This window comes from Flexivirga sp. (assembly GCF_051955415.1).
Classification (GTDB): Bacteria; Actinomycetota; Actinomycetes; order Actinomycetales; family Dermatophilaceae; genus Flexivirga.
On record NZ_JBQCGS010000037.1, the window covers coordinates 1 to 19,308 of the forward strand.

The 19,308-nt window shown below is 69.9% G+C and carries 17 protein-coding genes and 1 riboswitch; of the genes, 7 read left to right on the forward strand and 10 right to left on the reverse strand.

What is annotated here, in order from left to right; all coding sequences use genetic code 11:
• Positions 1 to 58: 58 nt before the first annotated feature.
• Both ACTHL4_RS05995 and ACTHL4_RS06000 read right to left on the reverse strand, forming a co-directional pair.
• Positions 59 to 1,501 carry an aspartate aminotransferase family protein gene (locus tag ACTHL4_RS05995; RefSeq protein WP_440281832.1) on the reverse strand — a complete coding sequence of 481 codons (1,443 nt, stop codon included), beginning with the start codon at positions 1,499 to 1,501 and terminating at the stop codon, positions 59 to 61.
• Positions 1,498 to 1,974 carry an Lrp/AsnC family transcriptional regulator gene (locus ACTHL4_RS06000; RefSeq protein ID WP_440281833.1) on the reverse strand — a complete coding sequence of 159 codons (477 nt, stop codon included), beginning with the start codon at positions 1,972 to 1,974 and terminating at the stop codon, positions 1,498 to 1,500. Before ACTHL4_RS06000 ends, ACTHL4_RS05995 begins: the two co-directional genes overlap by 4 nt.
• Before the next feature lie 88 nt (positions 1,975 to 2,062).
• Here ACTHL4_RS06000 and ACTHL4_RS06005 point away from each other — a divergent pair, with 88 nt between their 5' ends.
• The gene (locus ACTHL4_RS06005; protein ID WP_440281834.1) at positions 2,063 to 3,436 is read left to right on the forward strand and encodes an L-serine ammonia-lyase; all 1,374 of its coding nucleotides are present in this window, start codon (positions 2,063 to 2,065) and stop codon (positions 3,434 to 3,436) included.
• Positions 3,437 to 3,462: 26 nt separating this feature from the next.
• Complete coding sequence (locus tag ACTHL4_RS06010; RefSeq protein WP_440281835.1) at positions 3,463 to 4,911, forward strand: gamma-aminobutyraldehyde dehydrogenase; 1,449 nt, start codon at positions 3,463 to 3,465, stop codon at positions 4,909 to 4,911.
• Between the two features lie 99 nt (positions 4,912 to 5,010).
• Here the strand turns inward: ACTHL4_RS06010 and ACTHL4_RS06015 are convergent, their stop codons facing one another.
• The 3 genes from ACTHL4_RS06015 to ACTHL4_RS06025 are packed head-to-tail and all read right to left on the reverse strand — an operon-like array spanning position 5,011 to position 6,355.
• Positions 5,011 to 5,388, reverse strand: coding sequence for a fluoride efflux transporter FluC (locus ACTHL4_RS06015; protein WP_440281836.1), 378 nt, complete (start codon positions 5,386 to 5,388; stop codon positions 5,011 to 5,013).
• Complete coding sequence (locus ACTHL4_RS06020; protein WP_440281837.1) at positions 5,385 to 5,828, reverse strand: fluoride efflux transporter FluC; 444 nt, start codon at positions 5,826 to 5,828, stop codon at positions 5,385 to 5,387. The genes ACTHL4_RS06015 and ACTHL4_RS06020 overlap by 4 nt, the downstream gene beginning before the upstream one ends.
• The gene (locus tag ACTHL4_RS06025; protein WP_440281838.1) at positions 5,819 to 6,355 is read right to left on the reverse strand and encodes a universal stress protein; all 537 of its coding nucleotides are present in this window, start codon (positions 6,353 to 6,355) and stop codon (positions 5,819 to 5,821) included. The genes ACTHL4_RS06020 and ACTHL4_RS06025 overlap by 10 nt, the downstream gene beginning before the upstream one ends.
• 49 nt (positions 6,356 to 6,404) lie before the next feature.
• Positions 6,405 to 6,501, reverse strand: a riboswitch (Fluoride riboswitch).
• Between ACTHL4_RS06025 and lipB the strand changes: the two genes are divergently transcribed.
• A complete protein-coding gene (lipB, locus tag ACTHL4_RS06030) occupies positions 6,487 to 7,209 on the forward strand; it encodes a lipoyl(octanoyl) transferase LipB (protein ID WP_440281848.1) in 723 nt (240 codons plus the stop codon). Its footprint overlaps the riboswitch before it by 15 nt.
• Positions 7,210 to 7,266: 57 nt before the next feature.
• Here lipB and ACTHL4_RS06035 read toward each other — a convergent pair whose 3' ends face one another.
• The gene (locus tag ACTHL4_RS06035) at positions 7,267 to 8,376 is read right to left on the reverse strand and encodes an NAD(P)/FAD-dependent oxidoreductase (protein WP_440281839.1); all 1,110 of its coding nucleotides are present in this window, start codon (positions 8,374 to 8,376) and stop codon (positions 7,267 to 7,269) included.
• Between the two features lie 98 nt (positions 8,377 to 8,474).
• Here ACTHL4_RS06035 and ACTHL4_RS06040 point away from each other — a divergent pair, with 98 nt between their 5' ends.
• Positions 8,475 to 10,841 carry a GNAT family N-acetyltransferase gene (locus ACTHL4_RS06040; RefSeq protein ID WP_440281840.1) on the forward strand — a complete coding sequence of 789 codons (2,367 nt, stop codon included), beginning with the start codon at positions 8,475 to 8,477 and terminating at the stop codon, positions 10,839 to 10,841.
• Positions 10,842 to 10,844: 3 nt separating this feature from the next.
• Here ACTHL4_RS06040 and ACTHL4_RS06045 read toward each other — a convergent pair whose 3' ends face one another.
• On the reverse strand, positions 10,845 to 11,861 hold the full coding sequence (locus ACTHL4_RS06045; RefSeq protein WP_440281841.1) for an MBL fold metallo-hydrolase: 1,017 nt from the start codon (positions 11,859 to 11,861) through the stop codon (positions 10,845 to 10,847).
• On the opposite strand from ACTHL4_RS06045, the gene ACTHL4_RS06050 reads away from it, so the two are divergent.
• Both ACTHL4_RS06050 and ACTHL4_RS06055 read left to right on the forward strand, forming a co-directional pair.
• The gene (locus tag ACTHL4_RS06050) at positions 11,854 to 13,431 is read left to right on the forward strand and encodes a protein kinase domain-containing protein (RefSeq protein ID WP_440281842.1); all 1,578 of its coding nucleotides are present in this window, start codon (positions 11,854 to 11,856) and stop codon (positions 13,429 to 13,431) included. The genes ACTHL4_RS06045 and ACTHL4_RS06050 overlap by 8 nt on opposite strands.
• Positions 13,432 to 13,510: 79 nt before the next feature.
• Entirely contained in the window at positions 13,511 to 14,524 is a 1,014-nt protein-coding gene (locus tag ACTHL4_RS06055) for an acetamidase/formamidase family protein (protein WP_440281843.1), read from the forward strand.
• An 11-nt stretch (positions 14,525 to 14,535) separates the two neighbouring features.
• On the opposite strand, the gene ACTHL4_RS06060 is transcribed toward ACTHL4_RS06055, so the two are convergent.
• The 3 genes from ACTHL4_RS06060 to lpdA form a co-directional block, all read right to left on the reverse strand.
• A complete protein-coding gene (locus tag ACTHL4_RS06060; RefSeq protein ID WP_440281844.1) occupies positions 14,536 to 15,435 on the reverse strand; it encodes a TIGR01777 family oxidoreductase in 900 nt (299 codons plus the stop codon).
• 82 nt (positions 15,436 to 15,517) lie between these two features.
• Positions 15,518 to 17,305 carry a 2-oxoglutarate dehydrogenase, E2 component, dihydrolipoamide succinyltransferase gene (sucB, locus tag ACTHL4_RS06065; RefSeq protein WP_440281845.1) on the reverse strand — a complete coding sequence of 596 codons (1,788 nt, stop codon included), beginning with the start codon at positions 17,303 to 17,305 and terminating at the stop codon, positions 15,518 to 15,520.
• A 135-nt stretch (positions 17,306 to 17,440) separates the two neighbouring features.
• A complete protein-coding gene (lpdA, locus tag ACTHL4_RS06070) occupies positions 17,441 to 18,823 on the reverse strand; it encodes a dihydrolipoyl dehydrogenase (RefSeq protein ID WP_440281846.1) in 1,383 nt (460 codons plus the stop codon).
• Positions 18,824 to 19,020: 197 nt separating this feature from the next.
• Here lpdA and ACTHL4_RS06075 point away from each other — a divergent pair, with 197 nt between their 5' ends.
• Complete coding sequence (locus tag ACTHL4_RS06075) at positions 19,021 to 19,200, forward strand: DUF5302 domain-containing protein (RefSeq protein ID WP_440281847.1); 180 nt, start codon at positions 19,021 to 19,023, stop codon at positions 19,198 to 19,200.
• Positions 19,201 to 19,308 lie beyond the last annotated feature (108 nt).

Sequence of the window (19,308 nt, forward strand, 5' to 3'; positions counted from 1 at the left end):
CAGTGGCTCCATGGCGGTGCAGCCTAAACCCCATGGAGCCACTCGGGCGCGCGCCGGGTCAGAGCAGGGACCACGCCTCGGAGAGGACGCCGCGCAGCTTCTGCTCGATCTCGTCGAACTCGGCCTGACCGCAGATCAGCGGCGGCGCGAGCTGCACGACCGGGTCGCCACGGTCGTCGGCGCGGCAGTAGAGCCCTGCGTCATACAGCGCCTTGGACAGGAAGCCGTAGAGCACGCGCTCGGACTCCTCGTCGGAGAATGTCTCGCGGGTCTCCTTGTCCTTGACCAACTCGATGCCGTAGAAGAAGCCGTCGCCACGCACGTCGCCGACGATCGGCAGGTCACCCAGCTTCTCCAACGTCGCGCGGAACGCCGGGGCGTTCTCGTGCACGTGCTGGACCAGGCCCTCCTTCTCGAAGATGTCCAGGTTGGCCATTGCCACGGCGGCGGACACCGGGTGGCCGCCGAAGGTGTAACCGTGCGGGAACATCGTGGTGCCGTGCTTGTACGGCTCGAAGAGCTTGTCGCTGGCGATCATGGCGCCGATCGGGGAGTAGCCCGACGTCATACCCTTGGCGCAGGTGATGATGTCCGGCTCGTAGCCGAAGTCCTTGCAGGCGAAGATCTCGCCGATGCGCCCGAACGCGCAGATCGTCTCGTCCGAGACCAGCAGCACGTCGTACTCGTCGCAGATCTCGCGCACCCGCTCGAAGTAGCCGGGCGGCGGCGGGAAGCAACCGCCGGCGTTCTGCACCGGCTCCAGGAAGACCGCGGCGACGGTGTCCGGGCCCTCGAACTCGATGGCCTCGGCGATGCGGTCGGCGGCCCACCGGCCGAAGGCCTTCGGGTCGTCCCGCAACTCCGGCTGGGCGCGGTAGATGTTGGTGTTGGGCACCTTGAACGCGCCCGGCACCAGTGGCTCGAACATCTCCTTCAGCGGCGGCAGCCCGGTGATCGACAGCGCGCCCTGTGGCGTGCCGTGGTAGGCGACGGCGCGGCTGATCACCTTGTGCTTGCCGGGCTTGCCGGTCAGCTTGAAGTACTGCTTGGCCAGCTTCCACGCGGACTCCACGGCCTCACCGCCGCCGGTGGTGAAGAAGACCCGGTTGAGGTTGCCGGGCGCGTATGACGCCAGGCGCTCGGCCAGGTCGATCGCCGGCTTGTGCGCGTAGGACCAGATCGGGAAGAACGCGAGCTCCTTGGCCTGTGCGGCAGCGGCCTCGGCCAGCTCGGTGCGGCCGTGGCCCACCTGCACGGTGAACAACCCGGACAGACCGTCGAGGTACTTGCGGCCGTGGTCGTCCCAGATGTAGGCGCCGTCGCCCTTGACGATCGTCGGTATGGCGCCACCGGCTCCGCCCTGGTCCTTGGGCTCGTAGACCGACTGCCGGGTGAAGTGGCCCCACAGGTGGTCACGTGCGGCCTCGGCGCGCGGCGTACCCGCCGGTGTGACGTCTTCGTCGACCTGCGTGGTGGGAGTTGGTGCGGGAGTGGTTGTCATCTCGTTCCCCAGTCGTAGCGTTGTTTGGCGAGTTTCAGATAGACGAAGGTCTCGGTCTCGGTGACACCGTCGATGGTGCGGATCTGGGCGGTGAGCAGGTCCAGCAGGTGTTCGTCGTCGATGCAGACCACCTCGACGAGCAGGTCGAAACGACCGGCGGTCAGCACGACGTAGGCGACCTCGGGCAGCTTGCTCAACGCATCCTGCACCGGGTGCAGGTCACCCTTGACCGTGACGCCGATCATCGCCTGGCGGTCGAACCCGACCTGGGCCGGATCGGTCACGGCGACGATCTGCAGCACATCGGAGTCCAGGAGTCGCTGGACCCGCTGCCGGACGGCTGCCTCGGACAGCCCGATCTCGCGGGCGATCGCCGAGTAGGCCACTCGACCGTCGGTCTGCAGTCGCGCGATGATCGCCTTGGAGACGTCATCGAGTGTGGGCCGCGCCACACTGCGGTTCGTCTCGGTCATGCCGCCATAATGCCACGAGTTTCGTGGTCGATCAAGCAATGTCGTTCGAAATCCGTCGCGCGTGGGCCGATGTGGCTATGCTTTACCCATGGCGCTCAGTGCATTCGACCTGTATTCCGTCGGCATCGGTCCGTCGTCCTCCCACACGGTCGGTCCGATGCGCGCCGCGAAGACCTTCGTCGACGGACTGGCGGCGGACGGGCGGCTGCAGGACGTCGTCCGGGTGCAGTCGCAACTGTTCGGTTCGCTGGGCGCGACCGGCCACGGTCACGGGTCCGACAAGGCGGTCGTGCTGGGCCTGGAGGGCGAGGACCCGGAGACCGTCGACACCGACACCACGGAGGCGCGGATCGCCGACGCCCGCGCTCGCCATACGCTCCGGCTGCGCGGCAGCCACCCGATCGACTGGAACCCGGACACGGACCTGGTCATGCACCGGCGCACGTCGCTGCCCGCGCACCCCAACGGCATGCAGTTCGAGGCGTATGACGCACAGGGGGAGGTCGTCGCCTCACACGTCTACTACTCGGTCGGCGGCGGCTTCGTCGTCGACGAGGCCGCCACCGGCGCCGACCGGGTGGTGCTGGACGACACCCGCGTCGAGCTGCCCTTCTCCACCGGCGCCGAGCTGCTGGCGGTGTGCGAGCGCGAGGGCTGCTCCATCTCCGAGGTGATGATGCGCAACGAGCTGTCCTGGCGCACCGCCGACGAGGTCCGCGCCGGGATGCTGCACCTGTGGTCGGTCATGCGCGAGTGCGTGCAGGCCGGCATCAGCCACGACGGCATCCTGCCCGGCGGGCTGCGGGTGCCACGCCGCGCGCCCGAGCTGCACCGGGAGCTGACCAAGGGCGCGCTGCGCGAGGACCCGCTGCGCGTCATGGACTGGGTCAACCTCTACGCCCTGGCGGTCAACGAGGAGAACGCCGCCGGCGGCCGGATCGTCACCGCGCCGACCAACGGGGCCGCGGGCATCATCCCCGCCGTACTGCACTACTACGTCAACTTCGTGCCGGATGCCGACGACGACGGTGTCGTGCGATTCCTGTTGGCGGCGGCGGCGATCGGGATCCTGTTCAAGGAGAACGCCTCGATCTCCGGCGCCGAGGTCGGCTGTCAGGGTGAGGTCGGCTCGGCGTGTGCGATGGCTGCGGGCGGTCTCGCCGAGGTCATGGGCGGTACGCCGTCGCGGGTGGAGAACGCCGCCGAGATCGGGATCGAGCACAACCTCGGCCTGACCTGTGACCCGGTCGGCGGCCTGGTGCAGATCCCGTGCATCGAACGCAACGCCATCGCCAGCGTCAAGGCGATCAACGCCGCACGGCTGGCCGTCAACGGCACGGGAGTGCACACCGTGAGCCTGGACAAGGCGATCAAGACCATGCGCGACACCGGCCGCGACATGTCGGTCAAGTACAAGGAGACCGCTCGTGGCGGCCTGGCCGTGAATGTGATCGAGTGCTGACAAACCACCCACAAAGGAGTGTCTGAATGACCGACAGCCCGCGCGAGCTGCGCAACTTCATTGGCGGCGAGTATGTCGCTGCCGAGACTGACGAGACGATCGACATCGTTGACCCCTCGACGGCGAAAGTCGTTGCCAAGGCGCCCGTTTCGACCCAGGCGGACGTCGACGCGGCATACCGTGCGGCGTCGAAGGCGTTCGGCGAGTGGGGTCAGACGGTCCCCGGCGAGCGGCAGCATGCGCTGCTGAAGTTCGCCGACGCGATCGAGGCGCGCGCCGACGACTTCATCAAGCTCGAGGCCGAGAACACCGGCAAGCCCTACGCGTTGACGGCGTCCGAGGAGGTGCCGGTGATGGTCGACCAGCTGCGCTTCTTCGCCGGCGCGGCACGCATGCTCGAGGGCAAGGCCGCGGGCGAATACATGGCCGGGCACACCTCGTTCATCCGGCGTGAGCCGATCGGTGTCGTCGGCCAGGTGACGCCGTGGAACTACCCGATGATGATGGCGATGTGGAAGATCGCTCCGGCGTTGGCCGCGGGCAACGCGGTGGTGCTCAAGCCGAGTGACACCACACCGGAGACGACGCTGTTGCTGGCCGAGCTGGCCGCGGAGTTCCTGCCGGCCGGCACGCTCAACGTGCTCACCGGTGACCGGGAGACCGGCCGGATGCTCGTGGAGCACCCGACCCCGCAACTGGTGGCGATCACCGGCTCCGTGCGCGCCGGCATGCAGGTCGCCGACTCGGCGGCCAAGGACCTCAAGCGGGTGCACCTGGAGCTGGGTGGCAAGGCGCCGGTCATCGTCTTCGACGACGCGGACATCGAGGCCGCCATCGAGGGGATCGGCACCGCGGGCTACTTCAATGCCGGCCAGGACTGCACAGCGGCGACGCGGGTGCTGGCGGCGCCCGGCATCCACGACGACTTCGTTGCGGCGCTGGCCGAATTCGCCAAGAACGACGCCAAGCTCGGCATGCCGGACAGCGAGGACGCGCTGCTCGGGCCGGTCAACAATGCCAACCAGCTGAAACACGTGACGGGCTTCCTGGACCGACTGCCCGACAACGCCACCATCGCTGCCGGTGGTCACCGGGCCGGCGGCCTGGGTGACGGCTTCTTCATCGAGCCGACGGTGGTGTCCGGCCTGCAGCAGACCGACGAGGCGATCCAGCAGGAGATCTTCGGTCCGGTGATCACTGTGCAGCGGTTCACCGACGAGCAGGCCGCGATCGCGTGGGCCAACGACGTGCCCTACGGTTTGGCGTCCTCGGTCTGGACGAAGGACTTCGGCCGCGCGATGCGCGTCTCCAAGGCGCTCGACTTCGGCTGTGTGTGGATCAACACGCACATTCCGCTGGTCGCCGAGATGCCGCACGGCGGGTTCAAGCACAGCGGCTACGGCAAGGACCTGTCGCTCTACGGCTTCGAGGACTACACGCGGGTGAAGCACGTGATGGCGAACATCGAGAGCTGAGAGCAGACTCCTCGCTGACCGAGAGGAGCACCCCTGTCCCGAGAGGTACGGAATCGGACCGATTTCGTACTCCTCTCGGTCGTTCGGTGCTCCTCTCGGTCAGGAGAGGCCGGCGCCGAGGGCCAGGCCGAGGAAGGCCGCGAGCAGGGAGACGGCTGCCGTGGCGACGGCATACCGGACGCCCTCGGCCCGGCCTGTGGTCGCCCAGAGCCGCGCGGTCTCGACGGCGGCCGTGCTGAAGGTCGTGAAGCCACCGCAGAAGCCGGTGCCGAGCGCCGCCTTCGCAGTCGGCGACAGCCAGCCCGCGTGATGCGTCAGTGCGCCGGTGAGGACACCGAGCAGGAACGACCCGAGCACATTGATGAGGAACGTGCCGACGGGGAAGCCGCCGCGGAACCGTCGGCGCACCTCGGCATCCAGCACGAACCGCGCGGTCGCACCCGCGCCGCCACACAGCGCGATCAGCAGCGTCGTCATACGCGCGCCGCACCTCGTATGGCGGCCGTGGCGCAACGAATGCCCGCCCAGGCGGCCACGGCACCGAGCACGACGGAGCCCGCGACGTACGAAACCGCCTGAGGCCAGGGGAGTTTCGTGGTCTCGACCATGAACGTGCTGTAGGTCGTGAAGCCGCCCAGCACGCCGGTCCCCATCCCCAGCCGCACCAACCTGCGCCGGCCGGTGTCCGCGCCGCTGCGCACCAGTGCCTCGAGCAACAGGCCCAGGACGAAGGCACCGATCACGTTGATGCCGAACGTCGTCCACGGCCAGGACGGCGTCGGCCGGGCGAACGCGTCCTCCAGCAGCGAACGGATGGTGGTCCCGCACGCACCGCCGGCGAAGACGACTGCGAGCAGCCGGACGTCACGGTGCGCGTGAACGGCGGCACCGCGCCGACGGATCGGCGTCAGTGCCACGGCATACCGTCCGACCAGTCGACGATCTGCAGCGGCACCACGATGACCGGCCGGTGCTGGTGGTGGGCGAGCCGCACGGACACCGACTCGCCGAGGAACTCCCGCATCGGGTGCTTGCCGACCCGGGTGCCGACGACGAAGCAGGCGGCGTCGACGGCGCGCGCGAGGTGGGTCAGCGCCCGGTCGGGTCGGCCGGCGAGATAGTGGAAACTCCACGGCACGGTGTCGCCGAGGACGCCGCGCACCTGCTCGGTGAGCGTGTCCGCCGTCACCCGCCATTGCTCGTCGGCGTCGTCCGGGTCGATCGGCGCGTGCCGCACACTGCCGTCAGGGTGCTCCTGCACGACATACCGCGACCGGTCGGCATACCCGAAGTGCACGGCCGGTGCACCGACGGCGCGCGCCATGGTGGCGGCGGTGAGGGCCACCAGCGGTGGCTGCCCCGGTATGACGCCCACGACGATCGGGTGCGCGTGGAAATCGACCAGCCGATCGGGGCTCGGCTGGGGAGGCGGCGCGGCGCTCATCGTGCCCTCCTGGTGGTGCGGCGGGCAGCGCGACCTACCCGTCGGTGTCGACGTGGTAGGAACCATCAGCGGGTGTCGCGGTTCGGGTGTGCTGCCCGCGGCACACGGAGGAAGCAGCCCGGGCGGGATCCATCGCCCGCACCCACCATAGGGCAGCGCCGGGCTACCCCGGGGTAACCCCTGCGGCGGGTCCGGGCCGCCGCGACCGGCGTAGCGTTGCCGCCATGCGCATCGAACACGTCGGGTTCGACCCGGACTTCGTCGACTACCGGGCCGCCTGGGACCTGCAGCGCGAGGTGCACTCGCGCGTCGTCAGCGGCGAGCAGGAAGACACGACGCTGCTGTTGGAGCACGAGCGCGTCTACACCGCCGGCAAGCGCACCGAGCCGCACGAGCGGCCGTTCGACGGCACTCCGGTGATCGACGTCGACCGCGGCGGGAAGATCACCTGGCACGGCCCCGGTCAGCTGACCGGCTACCCGATCGTGCGGCTGCCGGACCCGGTCGACGTCGTCGGGCACGTCCGCCGCCTCGAGCAGCTGATGATCGACACCTGCGGCGACCTCGGCCTGGAGACCGGCCGCGTCGAGGGACGCAGCGGCGTCTGGCTGCCGGCCTCCGGGGGCAAGCCCGAGCGCAAGCTCGGCCAGATCGGCATCCGGGTCAGCCGGGACGTGACCATGCACGGCTTCGCGCTCAACTGCGACTGCGACCTGTCCTGGGCCAATGTCATTGTGCCGTGCGGCATTCCGGACGCCGGCGTCACCTCGCTCAGCGAGGAGCTCGGTCGCGACGTGAGCGTCGCCGAGGTGCTTCCGTTCGTGGAGAAGCGCCTGCCCGAGATCCTGGGATAGGGCGCCGGGTCTCGATACGGACTCGCTCAGGGGCTCGTCCTACTCGACCAGCGGCGCTCAACGGAACGGGTCGTATGGCGTCAGGTCGATCCCCGGTTCGCGGCCTTCGGCGAGCGCGAGTCCCGCGGCGAGGTGGCCGACATACGGCCCCATCGTGAGGCCGTTGGCGCCGAGGCCGTTGGCGATGATCAGGCCCGGTAGCTGGGGCACGGCGCCGAGCAGCGGCTTGTCGTCCGGGCTGACCGGGCGGAACCCGACGCGGGCCTCGAGATAGCCGGCGTCCGCCAGACCGGGTGCCACCTTCAGCGCCTCGGTGAGCACCTCGTGCAACCCGCCGGCGGTCAGGCGGGGGTCCAGACCGGTGCCGGTCTCGCGAGTGGCGCCGACGACGATGCGGTCGGCGAAGCTGAGCAGGTAGTGGACCGACCGCGGCAGCAGCATGGGCCAGTCGCCGGTGGCGGCGCCCGGCAGTTGCAGGTGCACGATCTGACCGCGGACCGCCGTCACCGGGGTCCGCAGGCCCAGCGGTTCCAGCAGTTGCGGAGCCCACACCCCCGAGGCCTCGATGACGGCATCGGCGGTGAGCGCCGTGCCGTCCACCTCGACGCCGTCGGCGGTGTCGCTCGCCAGGATCCGGGCCTGCCCGGTCACGATCTTCGCCCCGCGTTTGCGCGCGGCCGCCCAGAGCGCGGCTCGCAGTCGCCGGCCGTCGAGCCGGGCCGCGCCCGGCACCAGGATCACCGGTCCGTCGTGCTGCAGTAGCGGGTGCAGTGCCCGGGCGGCGGAGCCGGTGAGCACCTCGGGCGTTCCGGCGATCGTCGGACCGGCGGTGCGTTGCTGGACCGTCGCGAACGCCGCATCGAGCTCATCGTCGGTCGTCAGCTGCAGCGCACCGACCTGCCGGTAGCCGAAGTCGGCTTCGCCGTCCTCGGCCAGCTGCTCCCGCAGCTGCGCGTAATGCTCGGCACCGACCGCGGCGATCCGGAACCAGTCCAAGTCGCCAGGATGGGAGGTCCACGGGCAGATGATGCCGGCACCGGCCGAGGTGGCCTTTCCGTCGTACTCGGCATCGACGAGAGTGACGTCGGTGCCGGCCCGGGCGAGCGCGTAGGCGGCGGACGCCCCGACGACGCCGCCACCGATGACCACGACTGACTGGACCGCCAAGGGAATGCTCCGTTCGCTAGCGACGCGCCGCACGGGCCACGCAACGCCCGCCCCGTATGCTGTGGACCGCCCGAAAGTACCCCACGAAAGCCAGATTTGTGACCCTGTCCGTCCGTGCCTGCACCGCTTCCGAGTTCCTCGACACCGTCCACCGCGCAGGTCGGACCGTCCCGGTCGAGCAGTCGCCCGAATGGGCTCAGTACGACTCCGTGCTGCCCGGTCGCGAGCACTGGCGTTATCTGGTGGTGGAGGACGACGGCACCCCGATGGCGGCGTTGAGCCTGACCTCGTTCGCGGGCCGCTTCCTGGAGCAGCTGTGGGCCAAGCACGGCCCGATCTGGCTGGACGACGAGCGCACCCCGCAACGGGAGCGCGCCCTGCGGGACACCCTGACGTCATACATTCGCGGCGAGCGGCCGAACGCCGCCGTGCTCCGGTTGCACACTGTGCACCCGGGTGAGGACCTCGTTGACCCGCTGATCGCGATCTTCTACGACCGCACGATCGTGCTCGACCTCACCAAGGACGAGGACCAGCTGCTGTCGGAGATGTCGCAGAGCGGGCGGCGCAACATCCGCAAGGCGCTGAAGAACGAGGACCTCGTCTTCACCGACGACACCGACATCAGTAAGCAGGAGTTCGCCGACGTCATCTACCCGATCTTCGAGGAGACCGGTCGCCGTGGCGATTTCGTGCTGCGCCCGCCGGCGTTCTATTACGAGATGCTGCGGCAGCTCGGCCCGCAGATCTGTCGCCTCTACACGGTGCGGCATCGCGGCACGGTCGTCTCCTGGGCACTTGTCACGGTGTATGACGGCGAGGTCGACTACTACTTCGCTGCCTCGTCGGCCGAGGCACGCAAGCTGCTGGCGGCATACCTGATGGCCTGGGGCACGATGCGCGCCACGAAGGCCGAGGGCGCGACCTGGTTCGACTTCCTCGGCTGCGGGTCGGACCGCTCGCCCTACCTGGACACACTCAACGAGTTCAAGCTCGCGTTCGCCAAGAAGGGCATGATCGACGCGCCTGGGCCCTGGGACGTCGTGCTGCGCCCGAACGTGTTGCGTGCCTATCACGCGCAGCGCAAGGCGATCGCGAGTGTCGGTCGCGCCAAGCAGATCGCGCGCGCGATCGTCGGGGGACTGCCGCGCTCGAAGTCGGACGCGGTCGAGCTGGCCGACACCGCTGCGGGCAGACTCGCCGGAGCCGTGACCCACGTCGTGCAACCGCCCAGCGCGGCGCCGAAGGTGCTGCCGGTGATCCTGGACTTCACCCTGTCCGGTTATGCCCTGGCCCGCGCGTTCCACGAGCGTTACGGCCTGACCAGCGTCGCCGTCGTGCCGTTCACGACCGGCGCCATCGCGGACTCCTCGATCATCCACGACATCCGCGAAGTGGGCGTCGAGGGCGTGCACGACTACGACCTGCTGTTGCGGGAGATCCGCAAGCTGGCGGCCGAGAACCCTGAGCTGACAGTCATTCCGCTGACCAACCACGACGGCATGGTGCAGGCGCTGTCCGCCAAGCGCACCACGCTGGGCAAGAACGTCGTGGTGCCGCACGAGTCCCCGGAGATGTTGCGGCGGGTCTCGGACAAGAACGACTTCCATGAATTGTGCGCCGCCGCGGGCGTGCCGACCCCGCGCACGGTGGTGCTGGACTTCGCCGACGGCCGCCCGGCCGCCACGGACGTCGACCTGCCGTGGCCGCTCATCGTCAAGCCCGCCGACTCCGGACACTTCGCCGCGTTGCGGATGCCGGGCAAGAAGAAGCTCTACCAGGTGGCCGACCAGCGGCAGCTGGACGAACTGCTCGATCAACTGCACGCCGCCGGGTATGACGGCAGGCTGCTCGCCCAGGAGTTCATCCCGGGCACCGACCTGCTGTCGGTGACGCTCTATCGCGCGCGCGACGGCCGGATCACGCTGGCGCGAGCGTCCGAGGTGCTGATGCAGGACCCGAGGCCGGCATACCTGGGCATCCCGGACGTGCAGATCGTCGCGCCGGTGGGCGACGCGATCGAACTCGGCACGAAGATCCTGGACGAGGCCGACTACCACGGCTTCGCCAATCTGGACGCGATCCGCGACCCGCGCGACGGCAGGGTCGTCTTCTTCGAGATCAATCCCCGTTACGGCCGCAACTGTTACTACGCGACCGCGTCGGGAGCCAACGTCGCCGAGCAACTCGTGGCCGATCTGATCGACGAAAAGCCCGTATCCGCACCGGAACTCGAGGGTGAACTGCTCTACACCACGCTGCCGGTGAAGTTCGTCGAGCAGACGCTGGGTGGCGCCGCCGCCCAGCGGGTGCGCCGGATCGCCGCAGCCGGCCGGGTCGCCGACCCGTTGCAGTATGCCGGCGAGCGCAACCCCAAGCACCGGGTCTACGCCCGGCTCGCGGCGCTGCATCACCGCAAGGCGTACCAGGGCCAGTCGGTCACGCTCAACGTCGAGGACGTGTAGCGGTCAGCCGCGTCCGACGAGCCTGCGCGCGACACCCCGGGCGAGCAGCATGAGCATCGCCCGGTGGGCCTTGCCGACATACAACGTCATCGGGTCGCCGGGGAACACCCCGTCGCCGGAGACGCTCAGGACGTGGTCGCGCAGTGCGCGCAACTGGTCGACGGTGAGTGCGAACGGCGCCTCGTGGTCGTGGAAGCGCGTGAGCACCGGGTGGTCGCCACCGCGGCCGTCGTTCTCCACGTGCGCGCCCAGGACAGTGTGTATGCCGTGCGCCTCGGCCAGGTCGACCATCGCCGTCAGCGACGCCTTCGCCGCCGGTAGGTCGTCGAGGTAGAGACGACCGGGGTAGGCGGTGTCACCGGCGAACATCAACCCGGCAGTTGGATCGATCGTGGTGATCGAGCGTGCGTCGTGTCCAGGGGTCGCGGCCACCAGAAGGGTTCGGTCGCCAAGGTCGAAAGGCGTTGTGCTGGCTGGATTTTCGCTGAGCCCGAAGAATCGGTGCACTGCCGCTGCGTCCGTGTCGACGACCACGGTGTCCGGCCGGTCGAGGAATTGCACGTCACCCTTGACGTGGTCGTAGTGGCCGTGGGTGTGCGCCACCACCAGCGACGGGTTCGGCAGGTGCTTTTCGCCGGCCCACTGCTCGAGCAGCGCATCGACGGTGGCGCGCAGCGGGCACCTGTCGGCACCCGGCACGGCACCGGTGTCCAGCAACAGTGCCCGCGCCGTGCCGCAGACCAGATAGCCGATCGGTGCCTCCGGGTTGACCCGCGACGACTGGCGCAGCGCGAACGTCGCCGCGTCGATCGTGCGGACCTGCAAGGTGGTACGACGCGACCCGGTCCGGGTGACGCACTCCCACGCTGCGTCGAGCGGGTGGTGGTCGCGGAGCACGCCGGCCGGCAGCGGAGTCATGCCGGCATCGTCGCAAATGACCGGGCCTCGCGCACTGCGCAGGCCTGTGGACAACTTCTGCGCGGCGACCGTCGGTCGTGCCACCGTGGCGGGCGTGGACATCACAGCCTCCGACGACTCGCCCCGGCCGCCGGACCTGCCGGGCTACGACGTGCTCGACCTGCTCGGCACGGGCGCGACCGGTGCGGTCTGGGCCGTCCGCGGCCCTGATGGAGTGCGTTTCGCTGCCAAGATTCTCGATGCCCCGCCCGATCAGCTCGACTACGAACTCTCGGTGCTGGAGTCGGTGCGGCACGACCACGTCGTGCGGGTGCAGGACGTGGTGGCCGACCGGTCCACCGACCCGGCGGGCACCGCGATGGTCATGCAGCTGGCCGAGGGAGGGTCGCTGGCGGACACCGTCAGCCGGCGCGACGTGCTGACACCGGGGGAGCTGGTGACGGTGTTGTGCCCGGTGGCTCGGGCGCTGCACGATCTGCACGGCCTCGGGCTGATCCACGGAGACCTCAGTCCGGGCAACATCCTGCTGACCTCGGACGGCAAGCCGCTGATCGCGGATCTGGGCATGTCCCGCCTGGCCGGGCACGCGGGGGAGGAGGTGTGGGCGACCGAGGCGTGGGCCGCTCCCGAGGTGCTGGCCGGCGCCAGGCCCGTCCCGGCGTCGGATGTCTACTCCCTCGGTGCGATCGCTTGGCGGGCGCTCACCGGGGCCGCGCCGGAGCCTGCTGCGCTGCGGCCGCAGCTGGCCGACCTCGCGCCGGAGATCTCCGATGAACTGCGCGATTTGGTGGATTCCGCTCTGGCGCACACCGATTCGGCACGCCCGTTGCCGGGGGAGTTCGCGATCAGGCTGTGGCAGTGCGCGACGCCCGAGCCCGCGCCGGTGCAGGGTTCACCGGCCCGCCGGACGGCGGCCGCCGCGGCGGCACCGGGCAACGAGGGCAACGAGGGCGACGCGCTCACCCGGCGTATCCGCGCGCAGGCTGCTGCCGACCGGCAGGCGGCGCCGGCCGAGCCCGTGCGGGTCGGTCGGCGTCTCTCGCCGCGGGCCCGGTGGCTGCTGGCGGGCGCGGCCGTGCTGGGCGCCGGGTTGGCGCTCGGAGTGACCGGCCTGGGCGGCGGATCCGACGGGCCGGCGCGGTCCGCGTCGACGACGCCCCTGGCCGGGCCGACCGCTCAGGCCGGCACGGCCTCGCGTGAGGCGCGCGCCTCCGCGACCAGACCTCGCGTCCGTGCGTCCACGGCGCGCACCACCGCTGCCGGCGGGCTCGCAGCCGGTTCCGCGCAGGCGCTGGAAGCGCACACGATGGTCATCGTGCAGCGCCTTGCCACGGCGCGCGCGACGGCGTGGGCTCGCGGCGACCAGGGCAGTCTGCGGAGCGCCGAGGTGGTGGGCTCACCGGCATACCGGCGCGACAGCGCCGACCTGCGGGCGGCAGCCACCCGGCGGGTGCGCTACGACGGGCTGACGTTCACCGTCCGGTCGGCGACGGTCCGGCAGGCCACCGGCGATGTCGTGCACGTGGTCGCCCGCATCGACCGATCCGCCTACCACGTGGTGGTGGCGGGGCACCGCCGCAGCGTGCGTGCCGCCACCGGCCAACGCACCGACCTGTCGATCCGGTGGACCGAATCCGGATGGCGGGTGGTGGATTGGGCACAGCCGGCGTGACGCCCGACGTGGCGGCATACAGTCGGGGACGACCGTCGGCGCAGACGGTCATACCGCCGCGGGATGCTGGGAGGCACACATGGAGATCGTCCGCCACGAGGTCGACAAGGACGCCGACCCGGAGGGACTGGTCTACACCTTCGGCGGTGCCGAGGCGGTGCGGACGATCCGGCCGGGCACGGTGGTGTCGACGTGGACCGCGGACTGCTACGGCGGCCGTGTACGCAGCGTCGACGACATGGCGTCGCAGGTCATGGACACCCGGTTCATCAACCCGCAGACCGGGCCCTTCCACATCGAGGGCGCCGAACCGGGCGACACGATCGCGGTGCACTTCTGCTCGATCACCCCGAGCGTGGACTGGGGTGTGTCCACCACGATCCCGCTCTTCGGGGCGCTGACCGCGACACCGTTCACCGCGATGCTGCACGAGCCGTTGCCCGAACGCACCTGGATCTACGACCTGGATGTGTCCGCCGGGTTGGTGCGCTACCGGGCACTGGACTCCGACCTGACGATCGACCTGCCGATGGAGCCGATGCACGGCACGGTCGGCGTGGCGCCGCCGTTGGGTGAAGTCCGCTCGGCGCTGACTCCCGGCTCCTGGGGAGGCAACATGGACACCCCCGAGATGCGTGGCGGCACCACGTGTTACCTCGGTGTCAACGTCCCCGGTGCGTTGCTGAGTCTCGGCGACGGCCACGCGCGACAGGGCGAGGGCGAGACGTGCGGTGTCGCCGTCGAGACCGCGATGGACACCACGTTCGTGGTCGAGCTGATCAAGGGCGTCGCCACGCCGTGGCCGCGGCTGGAGGACGACGCGCACATCATGTCGACCGGGTCGACGCGACCGCTGGAGGACGCGTTCCGCATCAGCCACGCCGACCTGGTGCACTGGATCGGCGGTGAGCTCGGCCTGTCGGCGATGGACGCCTACCAGCTCGTCTCGCAGACGGCGCTCACCCCGGTGGCCAACGTCTGCGACGACAACTACACGGTGGTCGGCAAGGTCGCCAAGGCGCACCTACCCGGTTTCACCGCGTACGCCGGGGTGCACGACCGATTGCGTGCGGTGGCTGCGTCGCTCGGCTGAGCGCGATCTGGTCAGGCGTGGCCGGCGGCATACCGCATGGCCGCGTCGATGGTGCTGTGGGTCCACTCGAACCCGCTGTGCTGCAGCACCTTCGGCGCCATACGCGTGCTGGCGAGGACGTCGCCGGCGAACTCCCCGAGCACGACCTGCAGGGCGAGGGACGGCGCGGGGAGCACGGCCGGCCGGTGCAACTGCCGACCGAGCGCTCGCATCGCATCCCGTTGTCGCACCGCGTCGGCCACCGGCACGCTGAGGTTGACCGGACCCACGATCTCGGGATGGTCGATCAGGTGCACCAGCGCGCGCACTTCGTCGGTGAGTGAAATCCACGACCACCACTGGCGCCCGTTGCCGAGCGGGCCGGCCAGGCCCAGTCTGGCCAGCGGCAGCACCCGCCCCATCAGACCCCCGCTCGGTGCAAGCACCAGACCGGTGCGGGCGAACGCCACCGGGATCCCGGCCGCCGCGGCCGGCGCCGTCGCCGACTCCCACGCGACCACCAGGTCGGCGAGGAACCCGGCCCCGGGTGCGGAGTCCTCGTCCACGGTCTCGTCGCCCCGGTCGCCGTAGAAGCCCATCGCCGAGCCGTTGACCAGCCGCACCGGATCGTCGAGCCTGGTCAGCGCGTCGACCAGGGTGCCCGTGGAGTCCAGTCGGGAAGCGCGCAGCGTCTGCTTGTATGCCGCCGTCCACCGCTTGTCGCCGATGCCCGCACCGGCGAGATTGACGACCGCCGACACACCATCCAACGCCGCAGGATCGAGCCGTCCGGCAGCCGGGTCCCACTGCACTTCGTGCGGACCCCGTGCCGGCCGTCGCACCAGCTGGACGACGTCGTCACCCCGCGCGGTGAGCGCGCGGGACAGTGCCGTGCCGATCAGCCCGGACGAGCCGGTGATGGCGATACGCACGGTTGCCTCCAATCCCGCCTTCGGCTATGCCCAGCGCGCGGTATGGCGCGCGCTGGGCATAGCCGAAAGTACAGATGCTGCGTCAGACCTCGAAAGCGCCTTCCTCGAGGCGTTCCTTCATCGCCACCAGGAAGCGGGCGGCGTCGGCGCCGTCGACGATGCGGTGGTCGTAGGACAGCGCCAGGTAGACCATCGACCGGATCGCGATCGTCTCGCCACCGTCAGCATCGGTCACGACGACGGGCCGCTTGACGACCGTGCCGGTGCCCAGGATGCCGACCTGCGGCTGGTTGATGATCGGCGTGTCGAAGAGCGCACCACGGCTGCCGGTGTTGGTCAGCGTGAACGTGCCGCCGCCCAACTCGTCCGGGGTGACCTTGCCCAGACGGGTCCGCTCGGCCAGGTCGGCGATTTTGCGGGACAGCCCGGCGATGTTGAGGTCACCGGCATCCCGGATGACCGGCACCATCAGGCCGCGCTCGGTGTCCACGGCAATGCCGAGGTTCTCCTGCGGGTGGTAGACGATCGAGTCGCCCTCGACACTGGCATTGACCTGCGGGTAGGCCTTGAGCGCCTCGACCGCGGCCAGCGCGAAGAACGGCATGAAGCTGAGCTTGACGCCCTCGCGCTGCTCGAACGCCGCCTTGCTGCGTGCACGCAGCCGAGCGACCTTGGTGACGTCGACCTCGACCACCGTGGTCAGCTGGGCGGACACCTGCAACGACTCGACCATGCGGGAGGCGATGAGCTTGCGCATCCGGGTCATCTTCTCGGTGGTGCCGCGCTTGGCGGAAACCTCCGGCACCGCAGCGGGCTTGGCCGATGCAGGCGATGCCGCCGCCGGCGCGGCGGGCGCTGCCGGGGCGGCTGCGGGCTCCGGCTCGGCCGGCTTCGCCGCCTCGAGCACGTCCTGCTTGCGGATGCGGCCACCGACACCGGTGCCCTGGACCGATGACAGGTCGACGCCGTGCTCGGCGGCCAGCTTGCGCACCAGCGGCGTGACGTATGACGCCGGTTCACGGTCGCCAGAACCAGTGGACGCGGCCTGTGCCGCCGGCGCCGACTGCTGCGGCTTGGGCGCCTCCTGCTTCGGTGCCTCCTGCTTGGGTGCCTCCTGCTTGGGTGCCTCTTCCTGGGGAGCCTCCTGCTTCGGCGCCTCCTGCTCGGAGGCCTCGTCCTGGGGCGCCTCCTGCTGCGGGGCCGGTGCCCCACCACCGGATACTTCACCGCCGACGACGGCCAGGTCCGCCCCGACCGGGACGGTCTCGTCCTCCTGCACCAGGATCTTGGTCAGCTTGCCGGCGACCGGGGACGGCACCTCGGTGTCGACCTTGTCCGTGGAGACCTCGAGCAGCGGCTCGTCGACCTCGACGTCGTCGCCCTCGGCCTTCAGCCAGCGCGTGATCGTGCCCTCGGTGACCGACTCACCCAGCGCCGGCATGGTGATCTTCTCGCCGCCGCTGACGTCGCCACCGGACGACGCGGGCGCCGCTGCGGACCCGGATGCCTGCGCGGACTCCGAGGAGTCCGCCGACCCGGACGCAGCCTCCGCCTTCGGCTCGGCTGTCGGCTCGGGCTGCTCGGCGGGCGCGGCCTGATCGCCGGAACCGGAGTCACCGGACGGCGCAGCGGCACCGTCGCCGATGACCGCCAGGTCGGCTCCCACCGGGACGGTCTCGTCCTCCTCCACGAGCACCTCCTGCAAGGTGCCGGCGACGGGAGAGGGGATCTCGGTGTCGACCTTGTCGGTGGACACCTCCAGCAGCGGTTCGTCGACCGCGACCTCCTCGCCGACCTGCTTGAGCCATCGAGTCACGGTGCCCTCTGTCACCGACTCGCCGAGTGCGGGCATTGTCACGCGTTCAGACATGAACTCAAGTCTCCTTGATCTTGGGGCAGATGTGCAGTGAGGCTTGTTCTGCGTTGGCGATGCGCGTCGCAAGCTCCCTGCAACGCCAACGCATCCTAAGCCTCCTGTGCTTGTTCAGAATCAACTTCGGTTATCTCACGCATGTGCGTGCAAAGGCTTCCCGGCCAGCGCCAGGTGCGCCTCGCCGAGTGCTTCGTTCTGGGTGGGGTGGGCATGGATCATCGATGCGACGTCGTCGGGGAGCGCTTCCCAGCCGACGATGAGCTGGGCCTCGCCGACCTGCTCGCCCATCCGGGCGCCGATCATGTGCACCCCGACGACCGTGCCGGTGTCCCCGGCGCGTACGACCTTCACGAAACCCTGCGTCTGCAGGATCTGGCTCTTGCCGTTGCCGCCGAGGTTGTAGTCGTACGTCGTGGTGGAGTCGCCGTGCTTCTCGCGCGCCGCCGCCTCGGTCAGGCCGACCGAGGCGATCTCCGGGTCGCAGTAGGTGACCCGCGGTATGCCGGACTCCTCGATCGGGGCAGGTTTCTTGCCGGCGATGTCCTCGGCCACGAAGATGCCCTGCGCGAAGCCGCGGTGCGCCAACTGCAGGCCCGGCACGATGTCGCCGACGGCATACACGCCGGGCACGCCGGTCCGGCAACGCTCGTCGGTGATCACGAACCCGCGGTCGACGGTGACGCCGGCCTCGGCGTATCCGAGGTCGTCGGTGACCGGTCCGCGCCCGACCGCGACCAGCAGCAGGTCGGCGGTGAGCGTCTCACCGGACTCCAGGGTGACGGTGACCTCGTCACCCTCCTGCGTCGCCGACGTGAGCTTGGCACCGGTCAGGGCCTTGATCTTGCGCTTCTTGAAGGCGCGCTCCAGTTGCTTGGAGATCGCTTCGTCCTCGGCGGCGACCAGCCGGGGGAGTGCCTCGACGATCGTCACTTCGGAGCCGAATGACGAGAAGACGGAGGCGAATTCGACACCGATGACGCCCCCGCCGAGCACGATGACCCGCGACGGGACGTCCTCGAGGCCGAGTGCCTGGTCGCTGGTGACGATCCTGCCGCCGATCTCGACGCCGGGCAGCGTCTTGGCGTAGGAGCCGGTGGCGAGCACGATGTTCTTGCCGGTGAGCACCCGGTCGCCGACCGTGACGGTGCTCGGTGAGCTGAGCCGTCCGGTGCCTTCGACGAACGTGATGTCGTGCGACTTCACCAGCCCCTGCAGGCCCTTGTAGAGCCGACCGATGACACCGTCCTTGTAGCGGTGGACGCCGCTCATGTCGACCGACTCGAAGGTCGTCCTGACGCCGAACTTCGCGCCGTCACGGGCGCTGTCGGCGACCTCGGCCGCGTGCAGCAACGCCTTGGTCGGGATGCAGCCGCGGTGCAGGCAGGTGCCCCCGACCTTGTCCTTCTCGACCAGCGCGACGCGCAGGCCCAACTCGGCCGCCCGGAAGGCGCAGGCGTAACCACCGCTGCCCCCACCGAGGATCACCAGGTCGAAGTCGTCGGCAGGTGCCGTCATACTCGGAACGCTCCCTTGCGTCTCGCGATGAATGTCGCTGACACCCTGGCGAAGGTGTCAGCGCCATCTTGGCACCTGCCCCCGCGCGGCGCCGCAGCGGTATGACGAGAGCGCGAAACCCGCGCGAATATGTGGTGGCGGCCACACCTCTCGCCTGCAAGAGTGAGGGCACCACCAAGTGCAAGGAGGCCCTTTCCATGACCGACAAGCACGGACCCAGTGATGAGATGAAGCGGAAGTTCCGCGAGGCGCTGGACAAGAAACACGCACACGGCGGCACCGACGTCTCCGACAAGTCGGCGCACAGCAAAGTGCACGGCGCACATGACGCCGAGACCAGCGCCACCCAGCAGATGTTCCGCCGCAAGTCGGGGTAGTCCTTCGACTCGACTCCTCGCGACAGCAGAGGGACGCCCCACGCGCAAACACGGGGGGGGGGCCCCAGCGGTGGGTGGGGCGAGCCACAAGGGGGCCGTGGGGGGGGG